The 11,801-nt window shown below is 73.5% G+C and carries 11 protein-coding genes; all 11 read right to left on the bottom strand.

What is annotated here, in order from left to right:
* Positions 1 to 21 precede the first annotated feature (21 nt).
* The 11 genes from ddaH to ACWEMJ_RS20035 all read right to left on the bottom strand — a co-directional run bounded on the left by ddaH (position 22) and on the right by ACWEMJ_RS20035 (position 11,778).
* On the bottom strand, positions 22 to 831 hold the full coding sequence (ddaH, locus tag ACWEMJ_RS20085) for a dimethylargininase (protein WP_452138419.1): 810 nt from the start codon (positions 829 to 831) through the stop codon (positions 22 to 24).
* A gap of 71 nt (positions 832 to 902) precedes the next feature.
* Positions 903 to 2,255 (bottom strand): FAD-binding oxidoreductase, encoded by a 1,353-nt coding sequence (locus ACWEMJ_RS20080; RefSeq protein WP_452138418.1) that lies wholly within the window; start codon positions 2,253 to 2,255, stop codon positions 903 to 905.
* A complete protein-coding gene (locus ACWEMJ_RS20075) occupies positions 2,252 to 2,590 on the bottom strand; it encodes a hypothetical protein (RefSeq protein WP_452138417.1) in 339 nt (112 codons plus the stop codon). The genes ACWEMJ_RS20080 and ACWEMJ_RS20075 overlap by 4 nt, the downstream gene beginning before the upstream one ends.
* A complete protein-coding gene (locus ACWEMJ_RS20070; protein ID WP_452138416.1) occupies positions 2,587 to 2,940 on the bottom strand; it encodes a cupin domain-containing protein in 354 nt (117 codons plus the stop codon). Before ACWEMJ_RS20070 ends, ACWEMJ_RS20075 begins: the two co-directional genes overlap by 4 nt.
* A gap of 31 nt (positions 2,941 to 2,971) precedes the next feature.
* On the bottom strand, positions 2,972 to 3,646 hold the full coding sequence (locus ACWEMJ_RS20065) for a response regulator (protein WP_452138415.1): 675 nt from the start codon (positions 3,644 to 3,646) through the stop codon (positions 2,972 to 2,974).
* 107 nt (positions 3,647 to 3,753) lie between these two features.
* Positions 3,754 to 5,484 carry a tryptophan 2-C-methyltransferase gene (tsrT, locus tag ACWEMJ_RS20060; RefSeq protein ID WP_452138414.1) on the bottom strand — a complete coding sequence of 577 codons (1,731 nt, stop codon included), beginning with the start codon at positions 5,482 to 5,484 and terminating at the stop codon, positions 3,754 to 3,756.
* A 35-nt stretch (positions 5,485 to 5,519) separates the two neighbouring features.
* Positions 5,520 to 6,689 carry an acyl-CoA dehydrogenase family protein gene (locus ACWEMJ_RS20055; protein ID WP_452138413.1) on the bottom strand — a complete coding sequence of 390 codons (1,170 nt, stop codon included), beginning with the start codon at positions 6,687 to 6,689 and terminating at the stop codon, positions 5,520 to 5,522.
* A 22-nt stretch (positions 6,690 to 6,711) separates the two neighbouring features.
* Complete coding sequence (locus ACWEMJ_RS20050) at positions 6,712 to 7,917, bottom strand: acyl-CoA dehydrogenase family protein (RefSeq protein ID WP_452138412.1); 1,206 nt, start codon at positions 7,915 to 7,917, stop codon at positions 6,712 to 6,714.
* Entirely contained in the window at positions 7,914 to 9,242 is a 1,329-nt protein-coding gene (locus tag ACWEMJ_RS20045; protein ID WP_452138411.1) for an ATP-grasp domain-containing protein, read from the bottom strand. Before ACWEMJ_RS20045 ends, ACWEMJ_RS20050 begins: the two co-directional genes overlap by 4 nt.
* Positions 9,239 to 10,519 carry an ATP-grasp domain-containing protein gene (locus tag ACWEMJ_RS20040; protein ID WP_452138410.1) on the bottom strand — a complete coding sequence of 427 codons (1,281 nt, stop codon included), beginning with the start codon at positions 10,517 to 10,519 and terminating at the stop codon, positions 9,239 to 9,241. Before ACWEMJ_RS20040 ends, ACWEMJ_RS20045 begins: the two co-directional genes overlap by 4 nt.
* Positions 10,516 to 11,778 carry an MFS transporter gene (locus tag ACWEMJ_RS20035; RefSeq protein WP_452138409.1) on the bottom strand — a complete coding sequence of 421 codons (1,263 nt, stop codon included), beginning with the start codon at positions 11,776 to 11,778 and terminating at the stop codon, positions 10,516 to 10,518. Before ACWEMJ_RS20035 ends, ACWEMJ_RS20040 begins: the two co-directional genes overlap by 4 nt.
* Positions 11,779 to 11,801: the final 23 nt, after the last annotated feature.

Below are 11,801 nucleotides of genomic sequence, written 5' to 3'. Positions count from 1 at the left end.
GCCCTCACCGTTTCCCGGCTGTCAGCGGCGCAGTTCCAGGGTGCAGCACTTGACGGCGCCGCCGGCCCGGAGCAGCTCGGTCAGGTCGACGCCGATCGGGTGGAAGCCGCGCTCGCGCAGCCGCTCGGCGAGGTCGGTGGCGGCCTCCGGGAGGACGACGTTCGCGCCGTCGGAGACGGCGTTCAGGCCGAAGACGCGGGCGTCCTCGTCGCCGGCCAGGATCGCGTCCGGGTAGAGGCGCTCCAGCACGGCCCGGGAGTCGGCGTCGAAGGCCGGCGGGTAGTACATGATCTCCTCGTCGTCGAGGACGGCGAGCGCGGTGTCCAGGTGGTAGTAGCGCGGGTCGACCAGCCGCAGGGTGACCACCTCGCGGCCGAGGAACGTCGCGGCCTCGGCGTGCGCGGCGGTCTCGGTGCGGAAGCCGGTGCCGGCCAGGATCCGGCGGCCGGCCACCAGCAGGTCGCCCTCGCCCTCGTTGACGTTCTCGGCGTCGCGGACCTGCCAGCCCCGGTCGCGGAACCAGTCGGCGTAGGCCGGGCCCTCGGCGGCGCGCTCCGGGTACCGGAAGCGGGCGCCCAGCACCCGGCCGTCGACCGCGGTGGCACCGTTGGCGGCGAACACCATGTCCGGCAGGCCGGGCAGCGGGTCGATCAACTCCACGGTGTGGCCCAGGCGTTGGAAGAGCGCGTACAGCTCGTCCCACTGCGCGAGGGCGGTGTCGGTGTCGGTGGGCTTGGCCGGGTCCATCCACGGGTTGATGGAGTAGTCGACGGTGAAGTGCGCGGGCCGGCACATCAGGTAGTGGCGCGGGCGAGCGGTACGCGGCGACACGGTGGTGTCTCCTTCCGGGCGGAGCGCGATAGATCTGACGGTCCGTCAAGTATCGCTGGGGACAGGGGTGTTCAACTGCCGATGGACTGCGGGAAGGTGAACAGTCCGGCCGGGTCGTGGCGGTGCTTCACAGTGACCAGCCTGGGGTAGTTCGCACCGTAGTAGGCATCCCGCCAGTCTCGCAGGTCCGGGTCGGTGAAGTTCAGGTACGCGCCGTCGGTCGTGCACGCGGCGATCAGGTGGTCGAGGCCCGCCAGCCAGTCGAGTTGGGCGCTCGGGTCCTCGCCGGGCAGCCAGGAGGTGTCCAGGCTGACCAGGTACTGGGCGTCGCGGTGCACGAACGCGGTCGCCGCCGGGTCGACCCGGTTGATCGCGCCGCCCCAGCCGAACAGGGCCAGGCCGCAGCCGTCCGGGTTGCCGCTGGGGGGCGCGGCGGCGAGGCGGTCCAGGGCCGCGGCGACGGCCTGCGGCGGCAGCGGGTCGGTGGCGAAGTGGGTGCGGACGGCGAAGGCGCCGCCGGCGCTCTCGTGCTGCAGGTACTCCATGGCGTCCCAGAAGTCCCGGTCGGCGATCTCGGCGCGCATCGGCCGCCCCGCGGCGAACGCCGGGGCCAGCAGCTCGCGCAGCTCGGTGGCCGGGCCGAGGTGCAGGCCGACGGCGGAGACGATCGTGCGGCCGCCGGAGGCGGCGACGCCCAGGCGCAGCGAGGTCTCCTCCGGGGCGGTGCGCATCAGCTGCTGGACGGCCTCGAAGACGGCGGGCGCGTGCGGGGCCTCCCAGAGCAGCAGGCAGGTGGACGCGGCCGGGGCCTCGACGGCCTGGAAGGTCAGGTCGAGGTTGATGCCGAAGTTGCCGCCACCGCCGCCCCGGCACGCCCAGAACAGGTCCGTATTGCTGGTGTCGTCGCAGGTCAGGACGGTGCCGGTGGCGGTGGCGAGGGTGGTGGCGCGCAGCGTGTCGGCCGTCAGGCCGAGCCGGCGCGAGGTGGCGGCCGAGCCGCCGCCGAGGGCCAGCCCCGCGATGCCGACGCCCGCGCCGTTGCCGAGCGGCAGGGCGAGCCCGTGCGGGCGCAGCGCGGCGTACAGCGCGCCCGTCAGGACGCCCCCGCCGACCGTCACCCGCCCGCTGCCGGCGTCGACCTCGATGGCGTCCAGCGCCCGCAGGTCCACCACCAGCCCGGAGTTGACGCTGTGCCCGGCGTACGAGTGCCCCCCGCTCCGGGGCACGATCGGCACCCCGCACTCCCCCGCCCACTCGATCGCCCGCACCACGTCCCCGACCTCCGCCGCCCGCAACACCCCGGCCGGCCTCCGCCGCGCCCACCGCTCGTTGAACGCCACCGACGCCTCCCCGAACCCCCCGTCCCCGGGCCGCAGCACCGCACCGACCGTGTGCTTGCCGAGCAACGGCCAGTCGGGGGTCATGGGGTGACCTCTTCGATGGTGGAGGTGCCGGTGGTGGGGTGGGGGGCGTAGCGTTGCCAGGATTCGTGGAGGCGGATGCGGCCGTCGGGGGTGAGGGTGGGGGTGTTGTGGGTGCGGCCGCAGATGATCTGGCCGTCGGTGAGGACGAAGGTGTAGCCCATGGTGAGGGTGCCGTCGGGTTGGCGGGTGCCGGCGGTCCAGCCGCGTCGGATCGTGCCGCCGGTGATCTCGCCCCAGACGAGGTCGCCCTGTTGGTGGTAGACGGCGACGGTGCGGTGGTCGCCGTCGGGGGCGTGGAAGCGGCGGCCTTCGTAGTCGAGGTGGCGGGGGTTCATGCCTGCCACCAGATGGCGTAGTAGGCGAAGTCGGTGCTGTGCGGGTTGGCGACGGCGTGGTCGGTGTCGGCGGGGAGCAGGACGAGGTCGCCGGCGGCGACGGGGTGGCGGGCGCCGTCGGGGGTGCGGATCTCGCCGCGGCCGCCGATGCAGATGAAGAGTTCGCGTTCGGTGTGCTGGTGGGTGTCGGTGAGGTCGCCGGGGCGCAGCACGCACCAGGCGCCGTGGAAGGGGGCGGTGAGGTCGCCCCAGGGGTGCAGCAGGGCGAGGTCGAGGCCGTGGGCGCGTTCGAGCCGGTCGGGTTCCTGGCGGCGGATGACCAGGCCGGGCGGGAGGGGCGTTTCGGGCATGGCGGGGCTCCGTAGGAAGGAGAGAGGGGCGTCAGCGGGCGGCGGCGTGGCCGAGTCCGGCGTCGCGGGCGAGGACGAGTGCCTGGGCGCGGTCGGCGACGCCGAGTTTGGCGAGGATGCCGGAGACGCGGTTGCTGACGGTCTTGGAGGCGAGGGCGAGTTCGCGGGCGATGGCGGTGTTGGAGCGTCCGGCGGCGAGGTGTTCGAGGACCTCGCGTTCGCGGTCGCTGAGTTGCGGGAACGGGTAGCTGCGGGTGCGCGGGCCGGTGCCGATGAGGGTGCCGAGGCGGGCGGCGATGGTGCGGTCGAGGATGGCTTCGCCGGCGCCGACGGCGAGGATGCCGCGGACGATCTGGTCGGCGGTGGCGCGTTTGACGAGGTAGCCGCGGGCGCCGGCGTGGAAGGCGGCGGCGACGGCCTTGTCGTCGTCGAGGGTGGTGAAGACGAGGACGCGGGTGTCGGGGGTGAGCCGCAGGACCTGGCTGATCATTCGCGGGCCGGCGGTGTCGTCCATCTGCGGGTCGAGGACGAGGACGTCGGGGCGGTGCCGGGAGGTGGCGGCGAGCAGTTCGCCGGTGGTGCCGGCCTCGCCGACGACGGCCGCGCCGCCGGAGGCTTCGACCATGGAGCGGACGCCCTGCCGGACGGCGGGTTGCCCGTCGGCGAGGAGGACGGTCGGCGGCGGGGTGCTCCCGTGCTGGTTCATCGTCCCCTCGCGGCGTGTGGTGTGCGGCCTGCCGACGAAGGTCACGGCAGCGACGATTCCGTCATCTCATCATGAGCTGATCAATTCACCGGGCCAAGTGCCCGATGTCATACAGGAGTTGGCAGATGTGAGGTTTGGCCGCCCGCCGCTTCCCGGGCCGCGCGCATGATCTCCTCGCGGCCGCGCCAGTGCGACCAGAACGCGCCGGTGTAGCCGAGGCCGCCGAGGCTGGTGAGGAACGGGTTGTCGGCGTAGTTGTTGTCGTGCTCGCTCATGCCTTCGACGGTGGGCAGCATGACGCGGTAGTGCTCGGCCGGGTCGATCAGCGCCCACAGGTCGGCGACGGCGCCGTGCCAGCGTTCGGCGGGGTCGGTGGCGCGGGCCGGGTCGGGCAGCAGCTCGGGCGAGAAGTAGCAGACCAGGCGGAAGTTGCCGTTCTCGTCGAACATGAACTGGCGCTCGTACTCGGCCGGGGAGGCGCACATCCGCAGCGGCTTGAGGACGATCGGGCCGTCGGCGGTGTTGGACTGCAGGCCGGGGACGGTGCGCACGCCCGCGCACTGTTCGGCGAGGTCGGTGCCCATCGGCGTGTAGGGGAACAGCCGCAGGCCGAGCGAGAAGCCGGTGACGGTGGCGTCCAGGGCCATGAAGGCGTCCACGCAGGCGCGCACGGTCTCGGGGGTCTCCCCCGGCATGCCGAACAGCGCTTCGACCATGGTGAGGATGCCGCGTTCGTGGCAGAGCCGGACCAGGCGCTCGGTGTCGGCGAAGGTGTAGTAGGTGCCGCCCTTCTCGGTGACCTTCCAGCCGCTGAGCACCTCGGGGCGGATGTGGTCGCTGCCGACGTTGACGCCGCGGCAGCCGGCGGCGGCCAGCAGGTCGGCGAACTCCTCGTCGAACGGGCTGGGTTGGCAGTAGACCCAGAGCCTCAGCCGGTTCAGCGGGTTGTCCGGGTCGGCGTGCCGGCGGCGGACGATCTCCCGCAGCAGGTTCTTGGCGTGCGCGATCGAGAGGTTGAACTCGCTGTCGGTGGTGTGCTGGTCGAGGATGCCCTGGGCGGCGAGCGACTCCATCTCGTCGACCACGGAGGCGAGTTCGCGCTGCCCGTAGCGGGTGCCCTTGGCGTCGGGTTCGACGCAGTGCGAGCAGCGGTAGGCGCAGCCGTTCTTGGTGAGGATGGAGCCGAGGCCGCCGCGCCGGTAGTAGGCCAGGTTGTCGACGCGGTGCGGCATCCCGGAGCGCCGGCGGTACACCGAGAGCCGGTCGACCTGCCACACCCGGGGCTCGAACCGGCCGGTGGGATCGGCGGGTCGGGCTTCGCCGTGGCGGACGGTGAGCACCGCGGGCGGGACCCGGACGGCGCCGTTCCCGGTGTTGCGGATCAGGCCGGGGATGGCGGCGGTGGAGCGGCCTTCGGCGACGGCGGCGGCCAGCTCGCAGAGGATCTTCTCGCCGGGGCCCTTCACGCCGTAGTCGATGCCGAAGTACTCGACCAGCGCGAACGGCATGGTGGAGAAGCCGATGCCGCCGCCGACGATCGGGGCGTCGGTGAGCCGGCGGATCTCGGTGATGATCTCGCGGTGCTCGCCGACGAACGGGCGCTGCTCGAAGGCGTACACGGTGTCGGTGTTGCGGACGGTGACGCCGACCAGCAGCGGGGTGCGCTCGGTGAAGTACTCGTGCAGGCAGGCCTTCCAGTCGTCGCGGCGGAAGGTCAGGTCGAGCACCTCGACCTCGAAGCCGGCGTCCTCCAGTGCGGTGGTGAGCACGTCGAGGGCGTACGGGGCGATCGGTGGGTGCACCTTGTTCGGGTTGACCAGGAGGACGGGTCTGCTCATCGGGGTTCCCTCTCCGGGGAGTTGGTGGCGGCCGGTCAGACCAGGCCGAGGCTGATGCCGAACTCGGGGGTGCCGCCCAGCAGGTAGGCGCCGGCGGACTGCAGGATGCGGTCCTGGGCGACCAGGTGCTGGGCCATCACGGCGGTGTCGCGCAGCCAGCGGTCCATCGGGGAGCTGCGGTTGATCGACCAGGTCTGCAGCAGGTCGTAGGCGCGGGCCACGATGGTGCGGGAGTTGCGGAAGGCGTGCAGCCAGGACAGCGGGGAGGCGGCGCGCTCGACGGGGGTGAGGTCGTCCAGCGTGCCGCCGGCCGCCAGCACCTCCCACTGGCGCCGCATCGCGCCGTAGACGCCCTCCCGGGTGGCGTTCAACTCGGCTTCCAGGCGGGCGAGTTCGGTCTGCACCCGCCAGCTGTCGGCCCAGCTGCGGCCCGCCATCCGGTCGTAGCGGTCGACGGCGACCGAACGGGCGTGGTCGAGCGCGGCGCGGGCCACGCCGAGCGGGACGCCGCACATGGCGCGGGTGAAGGAGTCCGGCTGGGCGAGCGGGCCGGGGCGGCCCTGCGGGGTGGCGAAGGTGTAGGTGTGCTCCTCGGGGACGAACACGTCGGTCATGGTGTAGTCGCAACTGCCGCTGCCGCACAGGCCGGTGGTGTCCCAGTTGTCGATCACCTCGACGGCGGAGCGGGGCACCAGGAACTGCCGGGAGTCGTGCGCGTGCTTGCTGCCGGGGGCGGCCCAGGGCTCGCCGCCGTCGTAGAGGAACGCCCCGGAGGTCACCCAGTCGGCGTGCTTGATGCCGGAGCCGAACGACCAGCGGCCGCTGAGCCGGAAGCCGCCGGGGACGCGTTCGGCCCGGCCGGAGGGCTGGAGCAGGCCGGCCACCACCAGGTCGAGGCGCGGGAAGACCTCCTTGGCGACCTGCTGGTCGAGGAAGTTGGCGTAGATGCCGGTGTTGGCGCCGATCACGGCGCACCAGGCGGCGGAGGCGTCGCCGTGGGCGAGGGCCTCGACCACCTCGGTCTGCTCCATCGAGGTGAGGCCGGGGCCGCCCCACTCGGGGCCGAAGCACATGCCGAACACGCCGGTGGCGCGCAGCAGTTCGACGACGTCGGCGGGCAGCGTGCGGTTGGCCTCGATCTCGGCCGCCCGCTCCCGCAGCACCGGCGCCAACTGGCGGGCGCGGCGCAGGATTTCGGATGTCATCCTGTTCTCCTTGAGGTCGGGCTCAGCTGTTCAGGCCGAGGCTGATCCGGAACATCGGCGGCCGGCCGAGCAGGTAGGCGCCGACGGACTCCAGCACGGCGTCCTGGGCGGTGAGGTTCTGGCACATCACGGCGGTGTCGCGCAGCCAGCGGTCCATCGGGGAGTCGCGGTTGATCGACCAGGTCTGCAGCAGGTCGTAGAGCCGGTTGACCACGGCCCGGCAGGCGCGGAAGGCGTGCAGCCAGGACAGCGGGGAGGCGGCGCGCTCGGTGGGCGTGAGGTCGTCCAACGTGCCGCCGGCCGCCAGCACCTCCCACTGGCGCCGCATCGCGCCGTACACGCCCTCCCGGGCGGCGTTGAACTCCGCCTCGCAGCGGGCGAGTTCGGTCTGCACCCGCCAGCTGTCGGCCCAACTGCGGCCCGCCATCCGGTCGTAGCGGTCGGCGGCGACCTCGCGGGCGTGGTCGAGCGCGGCGCGGGCCACGCCGAGCGGGACGCCGCACAGCGCGCGCATGAAGGAGTCGGGCTGGGCGAGCGGGCTCGGGGTGCCGCGCACCTCCCAGAAGGTGAAGGTGTGCTCGTCGGGGACGAACACGTCGGTCATCGTGTAGTCGCAACTGCCCGTCCCGCGCAGGCCGGTGGTGTCCCAGTTCTCCACCACCTCGACGGCGGAGCGGGGCACCAGGAACTGCCGGGAGTCGTGCGCGTGCGGGCTGCCGGGCTCGGCCCAGGGCTCGCCGCCGTCGTAGAGGAACGCGCCGGAGGTCACCCAGTCGCTGTGCTTGATGCCGGAGCCGAACGACCAGCGCCCGCTGAGCCGGAAGCCGCCGGGGACGCGTTCGGCCCGGCCGGCGGGGGCGAGCACGCCGGCGGTGATCAGGTCGAGGCTCGGGTAGACGTCCTTGACCACGGACCGGTGCAGGAAGTTGCCGAGCAGTCCGCTGTTGGCACCGATGACGCCGCACCAGGCGGCGGAGGCGTCGCCGTACGCCAGCGCCTCGACCACGGCGAGCTGTTCGGGCGAGGTGAGCTCGGGGCCGCCCCATTCGCGGGCGAAGCACATCCGGAACACGCCGGTGCCGCGCAGCAGTTCGACGACGTCGGCGGGCAGCGTGCGGTTGGCCTCGATCTCGGGGGCCTTCTCGCGCAGCAGCGGCGCGATCTCGCGGGCGCGGCGCAGGATCTCGGCGGCGTCCTGGGGCGGGCCGGCCCACCGCCGGCCGCTCACCGGTCCACGTCCAGCAGTCCGGCGGGCATCGCGAACGGGGCCCGGGGGTCGGCCGGTTCGACCGAGGACACGGCGAGGTCGACCAGCGCGGCGGCGTCGGCGAGGCGCTGTTCGCAGGCGGCGACGGTGTCGGCCTCGCAGATCACGAAGGAGTGCCGGGCCAGGTAGCCACCGGGCGGCAGCCGCAGCACGGTGCCGGGCGGGGCCATCGGGGCGGCGCGCACCAGACCGGGGCTGTCACCGGGCCGCGGGAGGGTCAACTCCTCCAGGCGGCAGTCCTGTTCGGGGTAGCCGAAGCGGATGCCGGCGACCGCCGCGCGGGTCGGGGCGAGCTCGGGGCGGCGGCCGACGGCGACGTCGAACAGCACCTCGCCGGGCTCCAGGCCGGTGGCGATCCGGCCGAGCAGCGGGATCAGGTCGCCGCCGAGCCGGCCGTTGACCTCGACGATCAGCGGGCCCCGCTCGGTGAGCCGCAGTTCGGTGTGGGTGATGCCGTCCTCGACGCCGAGCGCCCGGTGGGCGTCGGCGAGCACGGCCAGCAGCGCCGGGTCGGCGAGCAGCGGGTCGGCGGCGTCGACGATGTGGCCGACCTCCTCGAAGTACGGCTCGTCGCTGCTGTACTTGCGGGCCAGGAACAGCGGCAGGTACTCGCCCTTGTGGACGGCGCCGTCCACGCTGATCTCCGGTCCGCCCGCGTACTCCTCGACGATCACGCTCGCCCGGTACGGCCCGGGGTCGACCTGGCTGGCGGCGAGCGCGGTGGCGAAGGCGGTGTCGAGTTCGGCGGCGTCGGCGGCGAACACCACGCCGATGCTGGCGCCCATGGCGCGCGGCTTGAGGACGACGGGGTAGCCGATCCGTTCGGCAGCGGCGCGGGCCTCGGCCAGGTCGGTGGTGAGCGCGAAGCCGGGCTGGCGCTGGCCCGCCTCGGTGAGCACGCTGCGGGTGCGCTCCTTGTCGCGCACGCCGCGCACGCCGCGCTCGGACAGGCCGGGGACGCCGAGTTCGGCGGCCAGCAGGCCGGCGTCGAGCACCAGCGGCTCGTCCCAACAGAGCAGCCCGACGATGTGCTTGCGGGCGGCGATCTCCCGGACGGTGGCGTTCATGGTGGCGGTGTCGAAGACGTCGGCGACCACGATCTCGTCGAAGTACTCGTTCTGCCAGGTCGGCCGCAGGTTGTTGACCAGGACGAGTTCCAGCCCGGCGGCGCGGGCGCGGCGGCTCATCGGGCCGACCAGGTACTCGCGGTACTCCTTCAGTCCGCTGCCGATCACCAGCAGCGTGCCGGCGGTGTGCACGGCGTCCCCTTCCTGAGAGCGGGTCATGTGGTGGCTCCGGTGCTGTCGAGGTCGAACCGGACCAGTCGGGCGGCCTCGTCGGCGAGCCGGCGGGCCTCGGCGGGGGTGTCGGCGAGGGCGGTGACGATGCCGACGCGGTCCCAGGAGCTGCGCAGTCCGGCGCTGCGGTGGCCGGGGGCGATGCCGACCGCGGCGAGCTGCACGCCCTCGGCGGCGGCGGCCGCCTCCAGGCCGTGCACGGCGGTGACGGTGCCGGGCCGCTCGGGCGCGAGGAAGCGGGCGGCGGTGGCGCGTTCGGCCCGTACGGGCAGCGGGCCGGGGTCGTCGCCGCGCATCAACGCGAAGTAGGCGCGCAGGAGTCGGACGGGGTAGGCGGCCTCGATCAGGTCCGGGATCGAGTCGCCGGGCAGCCGGCCGGCGCACTCCACCAGCACCGGGAGGCCGTCCTCGACGATCCACTCGCAGTGCAGCACGCCGTGGCCGAACCCGACGGCGGCGGCCAGCCGTTCGGTCTCCGCGACCAGCACCTTCTGCTGCTCGTCGGGGAGTTCGGCGGGGACGGTGTGGCCGGCCTCGATCGGGTACGGGCCGGGGTAGAGCACCTTGCCGGTGGTGTTGGCGAACACCGGGCGGCCGTCGGCGACCAGCATCTCCACGCTGAACTCCGGCCCGGCGACGTACCGTTCGGCCAGCATCGAGGGTGCGATCGGCCGGTCGGGGACGAACGGGCCCTCGTCCTGCACCAGGCACTGCGCCCAGGCCTGCTCGACCTCCTCGGGCCCGTGCAGCACCCGGGTGCCGACCGAGGCCTGCCGGTTGGCGGGCTTGAGCACCACGGGGCCGGGGTGCCGGGCCAGGAAGTCGGCCAGTTCCGCCGCGCTGCCGACCGGTTCGCTGGCCGGGTTGGCGATCCCGGCGGCGGCCGCGACGGTGCGCAACTGGTGCTTGTCGCGCAGCAGTTGGGCGGCTCCCAGGCTGGCGCCGGGCAGCCCGTAGCGTTCCGCGAGCCGGGCGGCGAACGGCACCGCGTACTCGACGGCGGGGATCACCGCGACCGGGTCGAGGTCGGGGTGGGCGGCGTGGAAGGCGTCCGCGCGGCCCGGCAGGTGGTACTCCCACTCGATCAACCCCCGGGCGAACGGCACCTGTCGGAGCGCCTCGGCGAGCTGCCGCTTGCGGGCGACGTCCGGCTCCTCGACGTAGATCACCGAGTCGGCGCCCTGGAAGGCCGCGATGCCGGGCACCGCGAAGGCCACGTAGCCGACGACCAACACCGGTCGTGTGGCGGGCAGTTCGGCGCTCATGCGGCCTCCTCCACGAGTTCCTCGGTGGTGGCCGCCGGGTGCTGCGCGCGGTGGCGGATGCCGAGCACCGCGAGCACTCCCGCCAGGCCGTTGAGCAGGGCCATCAGCACCCAGAACCCGGCGTGCAGCCGCGTCCAGGCCCACACGCCGAACAGCGGGCCGACGGCCGAGGCCAGGCCGGCGGCGGCCTGCATGGTGGCCAGGTAGCGGGCCTTGACCGCGCCGGGGAAGGTCGCCGGGTGGGCGAACATGCTGGGCCCGGCGATCATCAGGCCGCTGACCGCGAGCACCGCACCGAACAGCACGAACGCCCCCGAGTGCACGGCCAGCCCGTACAGCGCGAGCCCGGCGGAGTTGACCAGGTGACCGACGCCGACCGCCAGGTAGGTGGGGATCCGGGTGATGTACGCGGTGATCTTCAGCTCGCAGGTGATCAGCACCAGCGAGGAGGCGGTGAGCACCGCGCTGTACAGCCAGGTCGGGTACTGGTCGTGGACGATCTCCAGCGGCAGCGAGATCGAGGACTGCACGTAGGCGACCGTCCCCAGCATCACCGCGGCCAGGTACGCCAGGTACGCCCGGTCGCGCAGCATCGCCGCGTACGCCGCCCGGCCGGTGGAGCGCCGCTCGGCCCCGGTCGTCGGGGCGGGCGCGGGCGCCGCGTGCCGGGGCAGCAGCCGGAACGCCAGCAGCGCGTAGACCAGCGCGGTGGCGCCGTCCAGCCAGAACAGCAGGTCCCAGTCGAGCAGGATCACCCCGGCCGCGATCAGCGGGGCGAGCGCGGCGCCGGTGTTCAGCGCGATCCGCATCATGGAGAACGCCATCACCTGGTAGCGCTCCGGCATCAGGTCGCTGAGCAGCACCGACGCGGCGGGCCGGTACGCCTGGGCGAACAGCCCGGCCAGCGCGACGGCGAGCAGCAGCGGCACGATCAGCCCGGGCCGGGCCAGCAGCGGCAGCACGGCGACCAGCGGCGCGGAGCCGGCCATCGCGGCGAGGATCGCGGTGCGCGGCCCGAGCCGGTGGGTGATCTCCCCGCCGAGCACGGTGCCGAACACGGTGCCCAGGCTGTACGCGCCGAGCGCCAGGCCCGCGGTGCCGTCGGACATGCCCCGGTGCGTCAGGTACAGCACCAGGAAGGTCTGGACGAACGCGCCGAGCTGGTTGACCAGCACGCCGCCGAGCAGGTAGCGGACGGTGGCCGGGGTGGCCCTGAGCGTGTCGAGGACGCCCACGTGCGGTTCTTGTTCGTCGGTCATGCCGCCTCCTTCGCAGCGGTGGC

The sequence above is a fragment of the Kitasatospora sp. NPDC004531 genome, from assembly GCF_053602195.1.
The sequence above is the reverse complement of the archived record's forward strand: the minus strand, read 5'-3'. Positions and strand labels throughout refer to the sequence as shown.

Excerpts from the sequence above, each read along its gene's own strand:
- ACWEMJ_RS20080 (WP_452138418.1), bottom strand. The coding sequence starts at position 2,255 with ATGACCCCCGACTGGCCGTTGCTCGGCAAGCACACGGTCGGTGCGGTG.
- ACWEMJ_RS20075 (WP_452138417.1), bottom strand. The coding sequence starts at position 2,590 with ATGAACCCCCGCCACCTCGACTACGAAGGCCGCCGCTTCCACGCCCCC.
- ACWEMJ_RS20070 (WP_452138416.1), bottom strand. The coding sequence starts at position 2,940 with ATGCCCGAAACGCCCCTCCCGCCCGGCCTGGTCATCCGCCGCCAGGAA.
- ACWEMJ_RS20065 (WP_452138415.1), bottom strand. The coding sequence starts at position 3,646 with ATGAACCAGCACGGGAGCACCCCGCCGCCGACCGTCCTCCTCGCCGAC.
- tsrT (WP_452138414.1), bottom strand. The coding sequence starts at position 5,484 with ATGAGCAGACCCGTCCTCCTGGTCAACCCGAACAAGGTGCACCCACCG.
- ACWEMJ_RS20055 (WP_452138413.1), bottom strand. The coding sequence starts at position 6,689 with ATGACATCCGAAATCCTGCGCCGCGCCCGCCAGTTGGCGCCGGTGCTG.
- ACWEMJ_RS20045 (WP_452138411.1), bottom strand. The coding sequence starts at position 9,242 with ATGACCCGCTCTCAGGAAGGGGACGCCGTGCACACCGCCGGCACGCTG.
- ACWEMJ_RS20040 (WP_452138410.1), bottom strand. The coding sequence starts at position 10,519 with ATGAGCGCCGAACTGCCCGCCACACGACCGGTGTTGGTCGTCGGCTAC.
- ACWEMJ_RS20035 (WP_452138409.1), bottom strand. The coding sequence starts at position 11,778 with ATGACCGACGAACAAGAACCGCACGTGGGCGTCCTCGACACGCTCAGG.